This window comes from Natronococcus sp. CG52 (assembly GCF_023913515.1).
In the GTDB taxonomy this organism is placed as follows: Archaea; Halobacteriota; Halobacteria; order Halobacteriales; family Natrialbaceae; genus Natronococcus; species Natronococcus zhouii.
The window spans coordinates 3,140,972-3,159,137 of sequence record NZ_CP099391.1 but is presented as its reverse complement, the minus strand read 5'-3'; the positions used below and the strand labels follow the sequence as shown (position 1 = coordinate 3,159,137).

Annotated in this window: 20 protein-coding genes; 12 read left to right on the top strand and 8 right to left on the bottom strand. The window is 65.3% G+C overall.

All coding sequences use genetic code 11. The annotated features are described in order from the left end of the window. Window positions 1-27: 27 nt before the first annotated feature. Window positions 28-627, bottom strand: coding sequence for a hypothetical protein (locus NED97_RS15860; RefSeq protein WP_252487988.1), 600 nt, complete (start codon window positions 625-627; stop codon window positions 28-30). A gap of 155 nt (window positions 628-782) precedes the next feature. On the opposite strand from NED97_RS15860, the gene NED97_RS15855 reads away from it, so the two are divergent. From NED97_RS15855 to NED97_RS15805, 11 genes are all read left to right on the top strand, one after another. After that, a complete protein-coding gene (locus NED97_RS15855; RefSeq protein ID WP_252487987.1) occupies window positions 783-1,157 on the top strand; it encodes a translation initiation factor IF-5A in 375 nt (124 codons plus the stop codon). After that, the gene (speB, locus tag NED97_RS15850) at window positions 1,157-2,014 is read left to right on the top strand and encodes an agmatinase (RefSeq protein ID WP_252487986.1); all 858 of its coding nucleotides are present in this window, start codon (window positions 1,157-1,159) and stop codon (window positions 2,012-2,014) included. The genes NED97_RS15855 and speB overlap by 1 nt, the downstream gene beginning before the upstream one ends. 137 nt (window positions 2,015-2,151) lie before the next feature. Continuing rightward, window positions 2,152-2,481: a DUF7344 domain-containing protein gene (locus NED97_RS15845; protein WP_252487985.1), complete on the top strand. Its 330-nt coding sequence runs from the start codon at window positions 2,152-2,154 to the stop codon at window positions 2,479-2,481. 150 nt (window positions 2,482-2,631) lie between these two features. Next, window positions 2,632-2,826: a cold-shock protein gene (locus NED97_RS15840; RefSeq protein ID WP_252487984.1), complete on the top strand. Its 195-nt coding sequence runs from the start codon at window positions 2,632-2,634 to the stop codon at window positions 2,824-2,826. Window positions 2,827-2,895: 69 nt separating this feature from the next. After that, entirely contained in the window at window positions 2,896-3,603 is a 708-nt protein-coding gene (locus NED97_RS15835) for a class I SAM-dependent methyltransferase (protein WP_252487983.1), read from the top strand. A gap of 324 nt (window positions 3,604-3,927) precedes the next feature. After that, on the top strand, window positions 3,928-6,387 hold the full coding sequence (locus NED97_RS15830; RefSeq protein ID WP_252487982.1) for a cbb3-type cytochrome c oxidase subunit I: 2,460 nt from the start codon (window positions 3,928-3,930) through the stop codon (window positions 6,385-6,387). A gap of 189 nt (window positions 6,388-6,576) precedes the next feature. After that, entirely contained in the window at window positions 6,577-7,350 is a 774-nt protein-coding gene (locus NED97_RS15825) for a Nif3-like dinuclear metal center hexameric protein (RefSeq protein WP_252487981.1), read from the top strand. Window positions 7,351-7,620: 270 nt separating this feature from the next. Continuing rightward, window positions 7,621-8,547, top strand: coding sequence for a hypothetical protein (locus NED97_RS15820; protein WP_252487980.1), 927 nt, complete (start codon window positions 7,621-7,623; stop codon window positions 8,545-8,547). Between the two features lie 156 nt (window positions 8,548-8,703). After that, window positions 8,704-9,753, top strand: coding sequence for a deoxyhypusine synthase (locus tag NED97_RS15815; protein ID WP_252487979.1), 1,050 nt, complete (start codon window positions 8,704-8,706; stop codon window positions 9,751-9,753). Between the two features lie 52 nt (window positions 9,754-9,805). Continuing rightward, window positions 9,806-10,090 carry a hypothetical protein gene (locus NED97_RS15810; RefSeq protein ID WP_252487978.1) on the top strand — a complete coding sequence of 95 codons (285 nt, stop codon included), beginning with the start codon at window positions 9,806-9,808 and terminating at the stop codon, window positions 10,088-10,090. A 176-nt stretch (window positions 10,091-10,266) separates the two neighbouring features. Continuing rightward, window positions 10,267-11,397 (top strand): NAD(P)/FAD-dependent oxidoreductase, encoded by a 1,131-nt coding sequence (locus NED97_RS15805; RefSeq protein ID WP_252490642.1) that lies wholly within the window; start codon window positions 10,267-10,269, stop codon window positions 11,395-11,397. Window positions 11,398-11,444: 47 nt separating this feature from the next. Here the strand turns inward: NED97_RS15805 and NED97_RS15800 are convergent, their stop codons facing one another. Both NED97_RS15800 and NED97_RS15795 read right to left on the bottom strand, forming a co-directional pair. Beyond that, the gene (locus NED97_RS15800; RefSeq protein WP_252490641.1) at window positions 11,445-11,780 is read right to left on the bottom strand and encodes a pyridoxamine 5'-phosphate oxidase family protein; all 336 of its coding nucleotides are present in this window, start codon (window positions 11,778-11,780) and stop codon (window positions 11,445-11,447) included. Between the two features lie 138 nt (window positions 11,781-11,918). After that, window positions 11,919-12,593, bottom strand: a complete 675-nt coding sequence (locus NED97_RS15795; RefSeq protein ID WP_252487977.1) for a glycosyltransferase — start codon at window positions 12,591-12,593, stop codon at window positions 11,919-11,921. 236 nt (window positions 12,594-12,829) lie between these two features. Here NED97_RS15795 and NED97_RS15790 point away from each other — a divergent pair, with 236 nt between their 5' ends. Then, window positions 12,830-13,030 (top strand): hypothetical protein, encoded by a 201-nt coding sequence (locus NED97_RS15790; RefSeq protein WP_252487976.1) that lies wholly within the window; start codon window positions 12,830-12,832, stop codon window positions 13,028-13,030. A gap of 489 nt (window positions 13,031-13,519) precedes the next feature. Here the strand turns inward: NED97_RS15790 and NED97_RS15785 are convergent, their stop codons facing one another. The 5 genes from NED97_RS15785 to NED97_RS15765 all read right to left on the bottom strand — a co-directional run bounded on the left by NED97_RS15785 (window position 13,520) and on the right by NED97_RS15765 (window position 17,798). Then, window positions 13,520-15,301, bottom strand: coding sequence for an ArnT family glycosyltransferase (locus NED97_RS15785; protein ID WP_252487975.1), 1,782 nt, complete (start codon window positions 15,299-15,301; stop codon window positions 13,520-13,522). A gap of 212 nt (window positions 15,302-15,513) precedes the next feature. Next, on the bottom strand, window positions 15,514-15,873 hold the full coding sequence (locus NED97_RS15780) for a GYD domain-containing protein (RefSeq protein ID WP_252487974.1): 360 nt from the start codon (window positions 15,871-15,873) through the stop codon (window positions 15,514-15,516). A gap of 37 nt (window positions 15,874-15,910) precedes the next feature. Then, window positions 15,911-16,408, bottom strand: coding sequence for a hypothetical protein (locus NED97_RS15775; RefSeq protein WP_252487973.1), 498 nt, complete (start codon window positions 16,406-16,408; stop codon window positions 15,911-15,913). A 2-nt stretch (window positions 16,409-16,410) separates the two neighbouring features. Then, the gene (locus NED97_RS15770) at window positions 16,411-17,178 is read right to left on the bottom strand and encodes a methyltransferase domain-containing protein (RefSeq protein ID WP_252487972.1); all 768 of its coding nucleotides are present in this window, start codon (window positions 17,176-17,178) and stop codon (window positions 16,411-16,413) included. Window positions 17,179-17,192: 14 nt separating this feature from the next. Further along, window positions 17,193-17,798, bottom strand: coding sequence for an OsmC family protein (locus NED97_RS15765; RefSeq protein WP_252487971.1), 606 nt, complete (start codon window positions 17,796-17,798; stop codon window positions 17,193-17,195). Between the last annotated feature and the right edge of the window lie 368 nt (window positions 17,799-18,166).

The window sequence follows — 18,166 nt, the reverse complement described above, 5'->3', positions numbered from 1 at the left end:
TTTTCTGTTACCTCGCTCGTTCCGATATTACTCGGAGCGCGGAGAATCGGCGTCTACCTGTCGAGTGGCGCCGAACCGCGATCCGGACCGACACGCGCCCCACAACGTCGTGACCGTCTCGTCGCCGTCGCCGCGCTCGACATCTCGCCAGAGGTCGAACGCCCGGTAGCTGTCGTTCTCGAGCAACTCGTCGGCAAACTCGATCGGCACCGAGACGCGGCGACACTCGCCGTCGACGAGCAGGCCGTCGGGGCCGAAGCGAAACTCCACGTCGTAGTGTGCGACGCGTTCGTCACGCGCCTCGAAGACGGGGTGGATCGCCTCGAGGACGTCCGCGACGTACTCGAAGACGATCCGCGTTCCCGGCGCGTCGGTCGTCCCGAACTCGATTCGGATGACCGGGATGTAGACGGATTCACCGTCGCGTTCCGCGGAAACCGCGAGTCGGCGGACCGTCGGGGCCTGCTCGAGGTGTGACCCCCTTCCCGGCGGTAGCGTCTCGGCGAGTCGCCCGTCGATCTCGTCCATCAGGGGGCCTCGATTCGGTGACGACAGCTCGTAGCGGACGAGAAACGCGGTACCGGCGAGGGCGACGACGAGCAGCGCGACGAGGAGACCGGTTCGCATCACCGACCCGTTCGTCCCCGACCACCGAGGAAGTTTCTACAGGTCCGCGGGAGTCGTCCGTCTCGCCACGCGACGATCGGGGGGTGGTAGCGGACTACACCCGGAAGAGCGTCCATTCCAAACGGTTTATGGCGATCGGTTGATTACCCCGGGACATGGCGAAACAGCAGCAAGAAGTTCGTGACCTCCAGGAAGGAAGCTACGTACTCATCGAAGAAACGGCGTGCGAGATCGACTCCTACTCGACGGCGAAGCCGGGCAAACACGGCAGCGCCAAGGCACGGATCGAGGCCCGCGGCGTCTTCGACGACAAGAAGCGGTCGCTCTCGCAGCCGGTCGACGCGAAGATCTGGGTCCCGATCATCGAGCGCAAGCAGGGACAGATCGTCTCCGTCGACGGAAACGACATGCAGGTCATGGACCTCGAAACGTACGAGACGATTACGATGCGCGTTCCCGAGGATCAGGACGTCTCGCCCGACGAGAACATCGAGTTCCTCGAGATGGAAGACCAGCGAAAGATCGTCTAATGTTTCCCGGGGCGACCGACGAACGCGAGGAGACCGACACGCGAGGGCGAACGCCCGACCGTGGAGGCGCGAACTTCGTGGTCGTCGGTGCGCCCCTGGACGCATCGACGACCTTTCAGCCGGGGACCCGTTTCGGCCCCCGGCGCATCCGTCATTTTGCCGAGACGTTCGACGACTACGACCGGCGAACGGACCAGCACTTTTCAGCGCTCGGCGTCGCCGACCACGGCGACGTCCGGTCCTGGGACGACGTCGACGAGTACCTCGAGTGGCTCGAGGGGACCCTCCGCGACGTCGTCTGGGACGACGCCGTCCCGCTGATGCTGGGCGGCGAGCACACCGTCTCGCTCGCGGGCGCACGCGCCGTCGAACCCGAAGTCGTCGTCGCGCTCGACGCCCACCTCGACCTTCGCGGCGAGTACGACGGCAACTCGCTGTCCCACGCCTGCGTGACGCGGCGTATCCTCGAGGAGGTCGAGTCCGTCGAGGAGGTCGTCATCCTCGGCGCGCGGACCGGAAGCGAGGAGGAGTGGGAGCGGGCCGCCGCGGACGACGTGACCGTCGTTCCACCCGAGGACGTCGCCGACTGGGAGCCCGACGCAGCGCTCGCGGAGCGGGACGTCTACTGCAGCGTCGACATCGACGCCGCCGACCCCGCCTACGCGCCGGGAACGGGGACCAAAGAACCGTTCGGACTCGAGCCCCGCGAGATGCGCGACGCTGTCCGCGCGCTCGCGCCCGCCGTCACGGGATTCGACGTCGTCGAGGTCAACGACCGAGACGACGGCCAGGCCGCGGCACTCGCGGGGAAACTGGTGCGAGAGTTCGTCTACAGCCACGGCGAAGCACAGACGTAACGGCCACTATCGGCTCGCTACTGCGGATATCGACGGTCTTCCGGTTTGGAAGCGCGGTCGGCTGTACCGACGGAACCGGGGATCACCATACTCGTTAGGCGTCACGGTTGAACCGCCCGGCACTCTGGTTCGACCGTATGACCGATGCGAAAGTACCTTCACTGAGTTCGGTGACGGCGTATCGGCTTCTCTCGGATCCCGACCGAAGAGATCTGCTCTCGCGGCTCGAGCCGGGCGAACCGACCACCGTCGACGAACTGGTCCGCGATATCGCGACGCGGAATCGAGACGCTTCCATCGACGACGTTGATCGAACGGTGGTCCGCCGAATCGATATTTCGCTGGTTCACAACCACCTTCCGCGACTCGCCGATCACGGCGTGATAACGTATGCCCCCGCGGAGAGGATCGTCGTCCTGAAGCGAGAATTCGACAGCCCTCGACGGCTCGAACGGCTACTCGAGTAGCGACCGCTCGAGTTCCGTCTCCGGATCCGGATACGCTTCGCCGGTAGCGCCACGAACGGGCTTCCGTCGGTCTACTCCGTTCGTGGGAGACGTCACTCCGTAGCACTCTCCGGCCTCGGATATATACGGTCGGCCGACGGAGTGTCGGTGATGCCAACCGGAACGGTTGCGTTCTTCAACGACACGGGCGGATACGGCTTCATCGAGACCGAAGAGACCGACGACGACGTCTTCTTCCACATGGAGGACGTTGGCGGTGACGACCTCGAGGAGGGCCAGGAAGTAGAGTTCGAGATCGAGCAGGCGGACAAGGGGCCCCGGGCGAAGAACCTGACGCGACTGTAGTGCGAGGCAGGCTCCGACGTCCCGATCGGTCCTCCGAGCAGCGGTGCGGACCGGTGGATTCCGACGACCATGGACGGAAACGAAGTACACGACCGGTGGGCGACGCGGACGGGCGCGTACTCGCCGGCGTACTACGCCTACTACGGTCCGAACGAGACGAGCGACCGGATCCGGCGAACGCTGGATCGCGTCGTGAGCTACGACGCCGACGTGCTGGAACTCGGCTGCAGTTCGGGCCGCCACCTCGCACACCTCCGCGAGCACGGGTACGAGAACCTGTACGGCGTCGACATCAACGACGCGGCCTTCGACGTGATGGCCGACGCCTATCCCGATCTCGCCGACGCTGGCACGTTCTACCGTTCAGCTATCGAGGACGTCGTCCGCGACGCCGGGGACGATGCGTTCGACGTCGTCTACTCCGTCGAGACGCTGCAGCACCTTCATCCCGAGGCGGAGTGGGTGTTCGACGAACTGACTCGCCTGGCGGAGACGCTTCTCATTACGGCGGAAACCGACGCCAGGCGAGCGACCGATTCGAACTCGTCAGCGAAAGAGCGCGCGGACGACCGTCCACCGACCACCGAAAACAGCACGGACGAGTCGGAATCGACCGCGTGCGAAACGCGGACCGTCGACGGCATCCCGCTGTACGTCCGCGACTGGCGGCGCATCTTCACCGAGCGCGGCTGGGTCGAACTCGAGCGCGACGCGACGGCGCTCGAGTATCACACGATCAGGGCGTTTCGATCGCCCTCGCCCTCTGGTATCGACTGAAACGAGCGCTCCCGTCTCGCAGCCATCGAGCAACGGGTGCGTATCGGCCGTCAGCAGCTACGATAACCGCGAATCGACGATACTCGAGAGCGTGCTGAAACCCCGAGAGAGCGGACGACGGCGCTCTCGGAGCGTCCGGCTTGCAAACGCAACTGGATAGCTTCATATCCCCGACAGTCGAGAGCGTTTCCTTGTTGATGGTCTTCGTTTCACAGTCCTCGATCAGCGCGGCATCACGGACCGGCGTATCGAGGGGCAGCGCTCGAGCGCCGACCGGCGGGACGGCCGGCGCAGCAAACGACGCGATCCGTGAGGTGAACGTCGGTGAGTGATCTTCCGCCGCGAACGGCGGTCAAGCGCTGGCTGGTGACGACCAATCACAAAGACGTCGGCATCCTGTACCTCGTGACCGCGCTGTTCTTTCTCGTTCTGGCCGGCGTCATGTCGCTCCTGTTCCGCCTCCAACTGTGGGAGGCCGGCGGCACGGGGCTGCTCACCAACACCGAGTACAATCAGGCGGTGACGACGCACGGACTGCTGATGGTGTTCTGGTTTCTCTCGCCGTTCGCGGCTGGACTCGCGAACTACTTCGTCCCCCTCCAGATCGGGGCGAAGGACCTTGCGTTCCCCCGGCTGAACGCCCTGAGTTACTGGTTTTACCTATTCTCGGGCGTCCTGCTCGCGATTTCGTACTTTCAGGGACACGCGTTCGCCGGCGGGTGGTACATGTACGCGCCGCTGAACGTGCCGATGTATCATCCGGCGATGGAGGCGACTACGGGCGGCAACGGGACGATCCTCGCGCTGATGCTGTTCGTGTTCTCGATCACGCTGGGGTCGGTGAACTTTCTCACGACGATCCACTACTCGCGAGCGGAGGGGCTCGGCCTGTGGAACATGCCGCTTTTCACCTGGTCGTGGCTGCTGACGGTCTGGATGATGCTGTTGGCGTTCGCCGCGCTGCTGGCCGCGCTCCTCCTGTTGTCAAGCGATCGCCTCCTCCTCACGCAGTACTTCGCGACGGATCAGGGCTCGAGTCTGATGTGGGCGCACCTGTTCTGGTTCTTCGGTCACCCGGAGGTGTACATCGTCTTCTTCCCCGCGCTGGGGATCATATTCGAGACGTTCCAGACGTTTACGGGGCGTCGACTCGTCGGTCGGAAGTGGGTCATCATCGCGATGGTGCTGGTGGCCGTCCAGTCCTTTTTGGTCTGGATGCACCACATGTTCCTGACGACCATCAACCTCGAGATCAAGACGCTGATGATGGCGACGACCATCGGGATTTCGTTACCGTTCGACCTGATGGTCTTCGCGCTGATCTACACGATGGTCAAGGGACGCGTCCGGTTCACGACGCCGTTCCTGTTCAGCCTCGGCGCACTCGTGCTGTTCATCCTGGGGGGCATCACCGGGGTGTTCCTCGGCGCCGTCGTGCTCGACTACGAGTTCCGGGGGACCTACTGGGTCGTCGCCCACTTCCACTACGTGATGGTCTCCGGAGTCACCGCCCTGGTCGCCGGCCTCTACTACTGGTGGCCGAAGATCACCGGCAAGATGTACTCCGAGACGCTGGGCAAACTCAGCTTCGCGGTCTACTTCATCGGCTTCAACCTGCTGTACTTCCCGATGTTCCTCGCCTGGGAGACGCCGCGGCGCGTCTTCCACTTCGGCGAGGGACTGGAGATCTACCACCAGATCGCGACCGTCGGGGCGTTCGTTCTCGCCGTGTCGTGGCTGCTCGTATTCGTGACGCTCGCTCACAGCTGGATTGCAGGACCCCGCGCCCCGGACAATCCGTGGGAGTTCTCGCGCACGGCGGAGTGGGCGGTTCCCTCGCCCCCGCCGCTCGAAAACTGGGACGGTCGTCCCAGCTACGCCAGCGGTCAACTCGAGTTCGTCGACGACTCGGCGGCCGCCGATGGGGGTGCGACGGTACACGAGGCGAGGAGTGAGGAACAACACGCCGACCACGCGAGCATCTGGCCGCTCGGGATCGGGTTCGGAATGTTCACGTTCTTCCTCGGTCTCTCGGGGCTAACGCCGTACGTCGTCGACTTCGCCGAGGGAACCGGCGCCGCGTCCGAGGGGCTCGTCGGGACCGCCGCCGAGCCGAACATCGTGTACCCGATCCTCGTCTTGCTCGGCGTGGCGATCCTCGCGTACACCCTCTTCGAGTACGGACGGGAGCGGTTCTACGCCCCCGAGATGGCCATCGCCGAGCGCTGGCCGTTCGAGGGCGTCGGGCGGACGAAGCTCGGCGTCTGGTTCTTCCTCGCCTCCGACGTCATCGTCTTCGGCGCCGTCATCGGAGGGTACATTTTCCTGCGCATCCACACCGGCTGGAACGCCTGGGAGCCCGTTCCGCCGTCGACGCTGGCCGGTCTCGTCAACACGTACATTCTGCTGACCTCGAGTTTCACGGTCATCCTCGCGCTCGTGATGGCCGAACGCCAGAACAAGCGAGGAGTGCTCGCGACGCTCGGCGCGACCCTGCTGCTCGGGCTGACGTTTTTGGGGGTGAAGTCCTGGGAGTGGAGCTTCGAATTCGCACACGGTATCTACTGGTTCACCGAACTGCAGTACTCGGTCTACTTCGTAACCACGGGCCTGCACGCGCTTCACGTGATTCTCGGGCTGCTGATCGCTAGCTTCATGCTCTACCGGATCTGGTCGATCGACGCCTACCTCGAGGACAACCGGCCGGTGGAGTTCTTCGGCCTCTACTGGCACTTCGTCGACATCGTGTGGGTCATCCTCTTCCCGCTGTTCTACCTGATGTGAGCGCGGCGTCACGACCGTCGGTGGTTTTCGATTCGATCGTAGAACTCGAGCCCGCCTGAGCGTCGTCGACGGCGCACTCGACGCGAGGTTCCGTCGACGAGAGCTCGGCTCTTTCCCGTTGCGTCGGGAGCGGCGTCGAACGGGATTCGATCGCAAGGATACAAGCCACCAGCGGCGCAACTGCCCGTCATGACGCTCGAGCTCTCGACGTTCGTCGACCGACTCGACGAGAAGCTACGGACGGACGATTACGCCGATATCGACGCCAGCGCGAACGGACTTCAGGTGGGTCCCGGCGACGGAACCGTCGACCACGTCGCGTTCGCCGTCGACGGCGTCGCCGAGACCTTCGAGCGCGCGGTCGACATCGGCGCGGACGCGCTCGTCGTCCACCACGGCATCTCCTGGAGCGGTTTCGACCGGGTGACCGGCCGCACCTACGACCGCCTCGAGCCTCTGCTCGAGGACGACCTCGCGCTGTACGTCTCGCACCTGCCCCTGGACGGCCACCAGGACCTCGGCAACGCCGCCGGCGTCGCCGATATCCTCGGTCTCGAGGACCGCTCCCCCTTCGGCGAACTGGGGCCCGAACACATCGGCCAGCGCGGGAGGGCGCCAAATCCGTACGCGCCTGACGAGCTACAGCGGGTCCTCGAGTCGGAACTCGAGACCGACGATCGGCCGGTCCGGCTCCTCGAGTTCGGCTCCGACGAGATCGAGGAGATCGCGATCGTCACCGGCAGCGGAACCGACTGGCTCGACGACGCCGTCGCCGCGGATGCGGACGCGCTCGTCACGGGCGAGGGCAAACAGAAGGTCTATCACGAGGCCAGGGAGGCGGGGATCCACGTCGCGCTGGCGGGTCACTACGCCACCGAGACGTTCGGCGTCCGAGCGCTTCAGGAACTCGTCGACGGCTGGGGGCTCGAGACGACCTATCTCGAGGTACCGACCGGGTTGTGAGCCACCTGCTGTAAGTCCCCCCTGACGGGAGATGGGGAGACGTACACCGTCGTAGCGGCGTGTAACCGGGGCGTACAGGCCGTCGTCGTCGCTCCAGCGGGACATAACGGGTAGACGACCCCTCGAGCGGCTGAACGGCCACGAGACGGAGCGGTTTGCGCTCCGGAACGGTGTTGGGCGCCGTGAACCGCCCTGCAGACTGCCGATAACAATGGTCGATGCGTCGCAACTCACTCTTGTTCTCGGGGTCGCTCCCGGGGAGACCAACCAATGACACAAGAGACCCCTTCTAGACGAGAGTGGCTGCGAAGGGTCACCGTTACGACCGCGGTGATCGGCGGTGCATCGGGAACCGTCGCGGGCGCCGCCGGCGACGATCGAAAAACCGACGAGACGACGACAGACGGCCCGAAGGGCGGCGACGAGGACGCCTGCGTCCCGCCGACGGACGTTCGGCTCACGCCCGCCTGTGCGGACGAGAAACACGGTACGGCGGTCTTCTGCGTGACTAACGACGGTACGCACGAGGTTACGCTCGAGTGGCGGACCGTAATCCCGCCCGAGGAGCAAATCGAGTTCGTCGACTGCCAGACCGTCCGCGTCTTCGGCGAGTTCGTCGACGTGATCCTCGAGGCGACGTTCCTCTCCGGCGGCGAGATCGGAAACGTGATCGAACCGGTCGGTGCGGTCGACGGCGTCAGAACCTTCGACGTGCGCGAACTCGAGCAGATACCCGACGACGCCGTCGTCGGCACCGCCGAGGCGTTCCGGGAGGATCCTACCGTTCCCGGCCTCGGCGAGCTGACGGTATCGAACCCCGCGTTCGACGCCTGTCAGGAGGCGTTCTTCGGCGAGATTATCGTGGGGAACGGCGCGGACGATGCTAACCGTGCGGACGGTGCGGACGGCGCCACCGACGACGGCCACGAGCAAGAACCCGCCGAGAAAGGCGATGACGAGGACCCCGCTGACGACCTCGAGACGCTGACGGTGCCGCCGGGCGCGACGGCGTGTTTCCCCGTCGAGGCACCCGACGGCCTGATCGCCGTCCAGCTCTTCCGCGACGGTGAACTGCTCGCTGAACGATCCAGCGCCCTGGACGTGCCGTGCCCGTTCCCGATCCCGGTCGAACGGATCGGGCCCGTCACGCTTCCGACGAAGTTCCTGGAAGCGCACCTGTCGGCAACCCGCGACTGAGCCTGCGGCATCTCCCTGAAATCCCGTGCGGAGGACGCGAACCGCGGGAGCTCGTACCGGTCGGAGTTGGGCCTTCGGTTTCATCTCGACGATCCGACTGCCTGCGGAGCGGGCGAGACCGCGGCGTTCAAAGCGCTGGCCCGCCGACTCGATGACATGACCGAGGAGCACGACAGCGGCGACGGCCACGGACACCACGAGCCGGACCGAGAGACGTTCGAACACGATCCGGTCGGTCACGCGGAGGCACGCGCCGGGATGACCGTCGGCGAACTCGTCGACGAGTACGGCGACGCGGGCGTCGGGGCGGCGGACCTCCACGAGGCGGTCGACGTGACGGCGGCCATGTTCGACGACGACGTGTCCGTCTTCTTCGGACTCGCGGGAGCGATGGTGCCGACGGGAATGCGACGGATCGTCGCCGACCTGATCCGGGACGGGTACATCGACGCGCTCGTCACGACCGGGGCGAACCTCACGCACGACTCGATCGAGGCGATCGGCGGCAAACACCACCACGGCTGCGCCCGCGCCGAGGGGAAGACTGAGCGCGAGCACGACGAGACGCTTCGCGACGAGGAGGTCGACCGCATCTACAACGTTTACCTCCCCCAGGAGTTCTTCGCGACCTTCGAGTCGCACCTCCGCGAGGAGGTCTTCCCCGTGCTCGAGGCCGAAGCCGAAGAGGAGGGCCCCGTCTCCATCGAACGCCTCACCCGCGAACTCGGCCGAGCCAACGCCGAAGTCAACGAACGCGAGGACATCGACGAGGGGCCCGGCGTCGCCGCCGCGGCCTACGAGAACGACGTCCCGATCTACTGTCCCGCGATCCAGGACTCCGTGCTCGGCCTCCAGGCGTGGATGTACTCCCAGACCTCGCCGTTCTCGCTCGACGCGCTTGCGGATATGACCGCGCTCACCGATCTCGCGTTCGAGGCCGAGGAGGCCGGCGCGTTCGTCGTCGGCGGCGGCGTCCCGAAGAACTTCACCCTCCAGACGATGCTCGTCACGCCGGGCGCCTACGACTACGGCGTCCAGTTGACGATGGACCCCAAGCAGACGGGCGGCCTCTCGGGCGCGTCGCTCGAGGAGGCCCGTTCCTGGGGAAAACTCGAGAAGGACGCCGAGAACGTTTCGGTCTACGGCGACGCGACGATCACGCTGCCGCTCGTGGTGGCGGCCGCGCGGGAACGACTCGAGGGATAGCGCTCACCGTCGGTCCGGGGATCTCGAACGCGTACGTCTCCCCGCGTGCCAGGTGCGCGACGCGATCCTTGAGGCCCGCGTCGGCGACGGCCCGCTGAAACGCCGAGAGCGGGGACCGGAACACCTCGTAACCGTCGTAGTGGATCGGGATCGACGTCCCCGCGTCGATCAGCGTTACCGCTTCGACGCCCCGGCCCGCGTCCACCGTCAGGAGGACCCCGAAGATCTTCGTTCCGCCGAGGTGGAGCAGCGCCAGATCGATCTCCGGGGAGCGTCGGGGGATCTCCTCGAGGTCGGCGTCATCGGACGGGTCTGCCGGCAGCTCGAGGGCGGGTGACTAACTCATGACGGGACTACGCCGTGCCAACGCTTCGACCTCGTTCCGTCCCCGGGAGACTGATGCCGTCGCTGATGCGACGCTGCGTTCGAGGTGACTGGGAATCGACGGAAAACGTCGCGGCCGCACACGCGCGGCCCAGCCTCAACCCGCTGGCCGTCGGAGTGGCAGTCGTCATGAGCGATCACCCTGCGTACGAGGTCGTCGTCGTCGGCGGGGGGCCGGCCGGCCTCACGACCGCGCTGTACACGACCCGCCTCGGCCACCGCACCGCCGTCTTCGAGAAGGAAGGGGGGCGTCACGCGGCGGCCAATCACGTCCACAACCTGCTCGGCGTCTCCGAGAGTATCTCCGGGCGCGAGCTCGCCGCGCACGCGGTCGCTCAGCTCGAACACTATGGCGGCGACTTCTACCCCGACGCGGTCGACTCCGTCACGGAGATCGGAGACGACGAGCCGCGGTTCCGCCTCGAGGCGGGTCACGGAACCGTCGAAGCCGATCGCGTGGTCTTCGCGACCGGCTTTCGGGACCGCAGTCCGGGCGTTCCGGAACTCGAGCGGTTCACCGGTCGGGGACTGCACTACTGTCTGCACTGCGATGCCTACGCGCTGGGCGACGGCCCCGTCTTCGTCCTCGGACACGACGAGAGCGCGGCCCACGTCGCGATGTCGATGCTCAACTTCACTGCCGACGTCGACCTCCTGCTGGACGGCCGGGAGCCGGCGTGGAGCGACGAGACCGACGAGCAGTTGCGCGCGCACCCGATCGACCGGATCGACACGAACGTCGTGTCGACGTACGCGGACGAGAGCATCGACGAGGACGAACCGCCGTGGCTCGGCGGACTCGCCTTCGCCGACAGCGTGGGACCACGTCCCACTGGCAGCCGGACGGAGTCCGGCGACGGGACCGAACGGGACTACCTCGGCGGCTTCGCGATGTACGGATCCGTATACAACACCGACCTGGCTGCCGACCTCGGCTGTGACCTCACCGACGACGGGGCGATCGACGTCGACGAGCGTCGAGAGACGAGCCTCGACGGCGTCTACGCCGTCGGCGACGTCACTCACGGCCAGAACCAGACGACGATCGCGATCGGCGACGGCGCGTACGCCGGACTCGCGATTCACAAGGGATTGCGGCGGTTCCCGAAGTCGCTCGAGGAACTCGAGGACGGCGACGAGAGCGTCGACGACGACCTCGCGGTGCCGGGGGCGGCACCGGACCTTCGGGCCAAGATGCGACGCGTGCGCGAGCTGAAAACCCACCCGGGGCTTCGCGAGCCGTCGCCGAGACTGGACTGAACGGGCGGCGATCGACCGTTCCGTCTCGGGCGTCGAACGACGGACTCTCAGTACCGCTGGTACGTCGCCGAACCGATATCGATCCGGACCAGCGTGTTCTCGGCGTAGGCCTCCGGCGAGGCGTCGTACTTCTCGTTGATCCGCCGTCGTGCGGCGGCCGTCTCCCCGTCGTCGTCGACGACCGTCGCGGTCCCGAGCAGGGTCACCATCCACTTCGCCCGTCCCGCCTCGTCGGCCTGTATCGAGAGGGAAACCTGCGGGTTCTCCCGCACGTTTGCCAGCTTGCGTCCGGTCGTGACGACCTCGACCGCGTCGTCGTCGTACCGGTACCAGACGGGCGCGACGTGGGGCCGGCCGTCGACGCAGGTGCCGAAGTGGGCCATCAGCGGTTCGCTCTCGAGCAGCCGCTCGGCTTCCGGTGGAACCGTCGTCACGGTGCTAGTCTCCGGTCGCAACCGCAAAAGCGGTCGCCCTGACGGTGCCGAGAGGGGCTGCTGCCGCTAGTCGGAGCCGACGGCGGGTCAGTCGCTCGCGCGGATCCGCTCGAGATCCAGCGTCGCGTAGTGCCAGAGCGTCCCCGTCAGTCCGTCGTCGGCGACCCGCCGGCCCGAACTCTCCACGAGGACCGCGGAGTGGTAGTCGGTCGGCATCCGGCGGGCGAGTCGGCGGCTGAACGCGGTGTCCTCGTTGGGAACCGTCGGAAAGCCGCCCGCCGCTTCGAAGGCGTCGCGGTGGACGAAGAAGTTGAACCCGGGCAGGATGGGGTACTCGAGTCGCGGGAAGAGGTGGTTGATCGTCACCTCCACGAGTTTCGCCCGCCGGGGACCGGTGATCCGACAGGCCGAACTCGCGGCCGCCAGCCCGTTCGCCTCGACGAAGCCGAGCATCTCCGTCAGGTAGGTCGGCCGGACGCGGGTGTCGGCGTCGATAAAGGCCAGCCACTCGCCGCCCGCGCGTGTCGCACCGCGATTCCTGTCCGCGGCGATGCTCGAGCCGTCGCCCGCAACCAGGGTCGCGCCGTACTCGCGGGCGATCGCCGGGGTGTCGTCCGTCGATTCGCCGTCGACGACCAGCTCCTCGTACGCGTAGTCCGTCTCGAGGGCCTCGATGCTCTCGAGCGTCTCGCGAAGGTAATCCGCCTCGTTCTTCGCGGGAACGACGAAACTCGCGTCCGGCCCGGATCCGGTCGCTGGCATCGGTGTACTCGAGTACTCCACCGCCGCCGCCATAACGTATCGGGCCGCAGTCGCCGACGCGGTCGCCGTTCGGCGGAGCGCGTCGTGCGTTCGCGCACATTTGGTCCATCACGAACGTTTATTATCTACCGTCCAGAAGGGAGAGGTACAGATGTTGGTCGTACACGTAGCAGTACTCGCCTAATTCTCGACGAACCAGTACCGTCCGCCGCCGAACGAGCCGATCACGACCGACAATGAGCACGCAACCACACCACTCCCAGCCGGAACCGACCCAGAAGCAACCGACGACCGGCCCGAACCCCGCCGCGACGTCCGAGAAGCCGACCGAATCGCCGACCGAGCGCGCGCCGGCGACGTTCTCCCGCGGACGGACCGACCGACTCGAGAACCTCGTCGACGAGTGGAACGCCGGCTTCGCCGCGTCGGCGGAGTGACCGCGTCGTCGATCCGAACGGTCTTTGGGGTCCCGAGCGTAGGCTCGAGCGGCCGATGACGACGCACCCGCTCCGAGCCGGACTCGGCACCCGGTAGTGACGAGCCCTATGAGTGCCGAGGCCGACCTATTACCGACAATTCATTTCACTTATTCTATGTAGAATTATAGGTTGCAGGCAGCAGCGCACAACGTAAGTGCCGAGCCCGAATGATTAGAGAATCCAACTTCCATTGGCTAATTATTATCTTTATATGTATGCCCCCATCTCGAGGACGGACCGCCAGAGGAAACGTCGTGGTGACGACGGGGAGCGGTGCGGATTCGGAACTCGTAGCGGACTGACCCCCTCTATTCGGAGCGCACCACTCTGCACTCCTCTCCCGTTCGAACCCCATCGATCGGACGCTCCTCGAAACGGTACTCGCCGTTCGATCGCCGGTCGGAGTCGGACGGACTGATCGCCGGCGTCAGGTGCACGACCGCAGCCCTATCCGCCGTCGGGCGGCCCCAACTCGAGTAGGTAGTACGTCTCGTCCTCGCCGTGGATCGTGGCGACGACGCGGCGCTCCCGATCGAGGTCGGCTGCCGCTTTCTGGTGGACGAATAGGTACCTGATTCGATCGTTCGATTCGGCCCGCGTCTCCTCGACTGGCTCGATCGACCGATCGGAGTAGAACACCAGCGAGTGAAACCCGCCAGCCCGCGTGGATTCGGGGACGACGAAGACCGTCGCGTCCGGGGGCGTCTGGTGGTCGATCAGCGTCCCCGCGGCCTCCTGTTGCTCGTCCAACGCCGAGCCGCCCATTTCGACCGGTGCGGCGGTTGTAGACACTAGAAGGAGCGCGAGGGCTACGAACGCGACGGTCCGGAGTCGCGAGACGTCGACGTCGCGCCATCGCCGCCGCAGCGTCGAGTCGAGCGGCCGCTCGGCGATAACCGCGATCGCAGCGACGACGAGGACGAGCGCGAACGCGACGCCGCCGGGAATGTGGTCCTGCAGTCGGTACCGGACGAGCGAGGTCACGTCGAGTCGAAACGTAAAGACCAGCGCGAGGACGCAGCCCGTGACGACGCCGCCGACCGCGAGGGAGTGGTCGATCGATCGGGGCGACGCGACCAGCGAGACCAAGCGACCGACCAGCAGCCCCGCTGGAACGTACAGCGGCAGGATGTACCAGGCCTGGTTCCCGGTGACCGAAAAGAAGGTGAAGACGCTCGCGGCCCACCACAGCAGGAACGTCGTATCGCGTAGCGGCTGCGAGCGCCCCTCCGTAACCCGAACGCGAACCGCGACGACGGCGACGACGCCGACCGCCGGGAGCAGGAAGTACAGCCACGGATCGAAGTACGAGGGAAGGTGCCGAAAGTACGGATAGGATATGAATCCGAACGTCGTTTCGTGGAACGGTGGGAACGAGCCGCTCGCCCGATCGATCACGTGCTTGAAGACGAGTTCCTTGAGGATCAGGTCACCGTGACGGAGCCAGGCGAGGATCGGCCACGGCAACGCCAGTACGAGCGTTACCGCCGCGCCGATCGCCGCCTCTTGCGAGAGGAGCCGTCGACGCCCGAGCAGATCGAAGGGGACGAGCGCGAGGAGCGCCAGCGGGTACGTGCTGGCCGCCAGTCCCTTGACGAGGAGTGCGCCCGCCGCCGGGAACCCCGCGTACGCGAGGTATCGTCGATCGTCGGCGACGCCCTTCCAGACGAGGTAGACGAACAGGGTGCCGAAGAACACGAGCGCGGTGTCGGTTCCGCCGTTCCGACCGCCGTTCATCCCCGCGAACACCTGCGGCGTCGTCAACCAGACCAGCCCGGCCACGAACCCCGCCCTGCGGTCGAAGAGGTCCCGACCGAAAACGTAGGCGAGCACGCCGGTCGCGATCGCGAACGTCGCCGACGGAAAGCGGGCGCCGAACGCGGTGGCACCGAAGACGCGCATCGAGATCGCCTGCAGCCAGAACGCACCCGGGGGCTTCTGCAGGAAGAGCATCTCGGCGACGACGGCCCCATCGGCGGCCCAGTCGACTCGAGGGACGAACCACGACCCGCCGCGGATCAGCCTCCGCGCGATCGACGCGTAGATCGCTTCGTCGTAGGACTGGAGCGTCGACCCGCCGAGGTCGACGTAGTAGACGTACACGCCGGCGGCGAGGAGGACGGCGATCGCGGTTCGGTCCCGATCGGTCGGGCGGAGGGTTCTGACCGAGTCGATCAGCATCGCTGCGGCGGTTCGAAGTCCGGTCCGCGCTCGAGACGGTATCCTCATTCGCCGATAACCGCGATCCGATCGGAAAGATCCTGTCCCTGCCTATTCTCGGTCGTATACACCCAGAGAGAGCATCAACGTGGACCGGGTGATCGGCTGCCGATTCGCCTCAGGCGCCTACCATCCGCGAACCCGGTGATACGGAGAGCGGCTGTACTATCAACGCCTCGAGAGACGGAGTGGAGGCTCGTATCTCGCAGGCGTGGAGCACTTCACGGCACAGCGTCGACGATGTCGCGAAACTCGTCCAGCGGGAAGGCCCGAAGCGTCTCGGTCGTCACGTTACCGCCGCTTGCGAGCGCGAGAGCCGCTTGCGCCGCCGCTGCATCATCCGGGAATTCGGCGATGACGAGGCCGTCATACCGGCCCATCGTGACGAAAAATTCCTTCCACGTCTCGCCCATCGACTCGACCAAAGCTTTCGCCTCTTCCGTTCGATCGGGACTTTCGGTGACGCCTTCAAACCCTCGTCGGGTGAAGCGGGTCAGAAATACGTACGTCGGCAGTTCGTTGGCTTGCGTGGTCGTCTCAATTTTGATGTCGTTTCGAGGGCTACCGGCAGGACTTTTCAAAAAAGTGTTCGCTTGCGCGGGGCGGTACCATCACTCGTTATTCGGTCTGCATTCCTTGGTAGGCTAACACGACCCCGATGACGAACACGATCGTAGCCAGATAGATCGGGCCGAGGTGCGTTATCCAGTCGTGTGCGAATCCGCCGGTGTAGTGCATCGGTAAGGCGATTGCCAACCCGACGACGGCGGCCACGACGGCGGTCGCCCACGCCCACCGCAGCCGTTGGCGGACCCCGTACCAGGAGAGCGCGGTGACCGCGATCCCCGTCGAGATGATGAACGCCGCCGTAGCGACGTGTAGGTGACTGATGTAGTACGCGACGGTCGGGTTCAACTCCGCTGGAGTCATCCCACCGAGGTGACTGACCCCGAGCTCGAAGCCGCCACCCACGAAATTCAAGACGAGAAAGACGATCCCGTAGCCGATGAACCCGACGCCCGCAAGCGCCATCAACAATGATCCGTTCCGAAGCTTCGCGTTGAGTTCGACCTGTTCTACCCGTTCGCCCGCAACCGGTTGTTCTGTTGCTCCCATAATTACTTCCGTGCGCCGAGTGAGACGCTCTTTACGCCGTACTTCTGACACGCGTTTGCCGCCTGATCGGAGATGAACTCGTACTGAGTGTTATCCCGAACGTCCAGTACCTCGAATCCCGCATCTTCGACGAGAGTCGTGTAGCGGTCGATCTGTTCGGCCCCGCCGATACAGGCCGCCCAGAGATCCGCATCGGTCTTGATGCTCTCCGGCATCTGCCGCTCGCTGATGATGTCAGAGATAGCGAGCCGTCCTCCCGAGGCGAGAACGCGATTCGTTTCCTCGAACACCTGCTCTTTGTCCGACGAGAGGTTGATGACCCCGTTCGAGATCACGACGTCGAACGTGCCATCATCGAACGGCATGTCCTCGATGTACCCCTTTTCGAAGGAGACGGTATCCAACTCCACCTCGTCTCGCAACTGACGGGCCTTCTCGAGCTGTTCGTCAGTCATGTCCAATCCGGTGACGCTCCCGGAATCTCCGACGTGGAGCGCCGCGACGAACACGTCGGTCCCCGAGCCGCTCCCCAGGTCGAGCACGTCGTCGCCCTCCTCGATGCCGGCGAGATCGAAGTGGTATCCGACGCCCGCGAAGGACTCCATGGCCTCCCCGGGCACCCGTTCGAGATCCTCCGTCGGGTAGCCGAGCCGCTCGGCCAACGGCCCCCCCATCTCGAAGTGATAGTCTTCGGTCGGCGCCTCCGCGACGTCGCGGTAGACGTTCTTGACCGCCCGCTCGAGTCGGTCCACGTCGAGTGTATTTGCCATTCATCATCACCTCGTTAGTCGTCGGCTCGCACCTCAGCGGGAGTGTTGACCGTGAGTTCGACGTCTTGGGAGGACGAGACGAGCGTGTAAACCGGCGCACGCCGCGCCCACTCGTCGATCTGGTCCTCGTCGAGATCCTCGCCTTCGATCTCGATTTCAGCGGTCAGATTCTCGAAGACGCTATCGGATTCGTCGAGATCCCTGATGCTGAAGAGGACGCCCGGATCGGTATCTACCCGGACGCGCGTTTGAAGCTGCTCGATGTTGACACCGTTCGCGACGGCGTTGATGGTGATGCCAACGTTGATGCACGAAGCGAGCGCGGAGAGCGCAACTTCGATCGGTTCCATCCGATCGGTCGCGCCGGCCCACCCGCCAGCGTCCAACACTTCCTTCCACCCGCCGTACGGGATCGTGTACTCGCGGGTCTCGCGCACGATCGTCTCGTCGCCAAGCGTGTACGAATCCATCTGCGCGAGGCTGTGGGCGCACGTCCCCTCGTAGGTCGATCGGGCCCCGAGTCCGAGCCGTACCTCGTCGGGATGTTCGGCCGCGTATTCGGCGAACTCCTCGAGTTTCTCAACATCTACTCCGTGAGCGATTTGCTGGCCCTCTGTCATGGTATCACTGCGCCTCTCGGCAAAGAACAGTACGAGCGTGTGGGTTAGGTAGCTACCTGCTGAGATTCCGGCAGCTGCTGACCGTCCCTGCAGGTGGTGGAAGGGTGGTCGCCATCTGGAAGCTGAGAGCAGTCCGCCAATCCGAACACTGATCTCACAAGGAGAAGCCGTTGATAGCGGACTCGATGCCTTCTAGAGCCGGTATAGTGGTGAAGTGCTCGGGGACCCGACTATATCGACGAGCCACGACACCGGATCCGCCCTAGCACTACCGGGACGATTCAGGATCGTGATATACGCCGTCGACGTCGAGTGAGGAAAAGAGGACGGAATCGACGTTGAACGCCGTTACACAGCTTGTAGATGGT

Bases quoted from the DNA above. Each gene is read 5' to 3' on its own strand.
- NED97_RS15860 (WP_252487988.1), bottom strand. From the start codon at position 627: ATGCGAACCGGTCTCCTCGTCGCGCTGCTCGTCGTCGCCCTCGCCGGT.
- NED97_RS15855 (WP_252487987.1), top strand. From the start codon at position 783: ATGGCGAAACAGCAGCAAGAAGTTCGTGACCTCCAGGAAGGAAGCTAC.
- speB (WP_252487986.1), top strand. From the start codon at position 1,157: ATGTTTCCCGGGGCGACCGACGAACGCGAGGAGACCGACACGCGAGGG.
- NED97_RS15845 (WP_252487985.1), top strand. From the start codon at position 2,152: ATGACCGATGCGAAAGTACCTTCACTGAGTTCGGTGACGGCGTATCGG.
- NED97_RS15840 (WP_252487984.1), top strand. From the start codon at position 2,632: ATGCCAACCGGAACGGTTGCGTTCTTCAACGACACGGGCGGATACGGC.
- NED97_RS15835 (WP_252487983.1), top strand. From the start codon at position 2,896: ATGGACGGAAACGAAGTACACGACCGGTGGGCGACGCGGACGGGCGCG.
- NED97_RS15825 (WP_252487981.1), top strand. From the start codon at position 6,577: ATGACGCTCGAGCTCTCGACGTTCGTCGACCGACTCGACGAGAAGCTA.
- NED97_RS15820 (WP_252487980.1), top strand. From the start codon at position 7,621: ATGACACAAGAGACCCCTTCTAGACGAGAGTGGCTGCGAAGGGTCACC.
- NED97_RS15815 (WP_252487979.1), top strand. From the start codon at position 8,704: ATGACCGAGGAGCACGACAGCGGCGACGGCCACGGACACCACGAGCCG.
- NED97_RS15805 (WP_252490642.1), top strand. From the start codon at position 10,267: ATGAGCGATCACCCTGCGTACGAGGTCGTCGTCGTCGGCGGGGGGCCG.
- NED97_RS15800 (WP_252490641.1), bottom strand. From the start codon at position 11,780: ATGGCCCACTTCGGCACCTGCGTCGACGGCCGGCCCCACGTCGCGCCC.
- NED97_RS15795 (WP_252487977.1), bottom strand. From the start codon at position 12,593: ATGCCAGCGACCGGATCCGGGCCGGACGCGAGTTTCGTCGTTCCCGCG.
- NED97_RS15790 (WP_252487976.1), top strand. From the start codon at position 12,830: ATGAGCACGCAACCACACCACTCCCAGCCGGAACCGACCCAGAAGCAA.
- NED97_RS15785 (WP_252487975.1), bottom strand. From the start codon at position 15,301: ATGAGGATACCGTCTCGAGCGCGGACCGGACTTCGAACCGCCGCAGCG.
- NED97_RS15775 (WP_252487973.1), bottom strand. From the start codon at position 16,408: ATGGGAGCAACAGAACAACCGGTTGCGGGCGAACGGGTAGAACAGGTC.
- NED97_RS15770 (WP_252487972.1), bottom strand. From the start codon at position 17,178: ATGGCAAATACACTCGACGTGGACCGACTCGAGCGGGCGGTCAAGAAC.
- NED97_RS15765 (WP_252487971.1), bottom strand. From the start codon at position 17,798: ATGACAGAGGGCCAGCAAATCGCTCACGGAGTAGATGTTGAGAAACTC.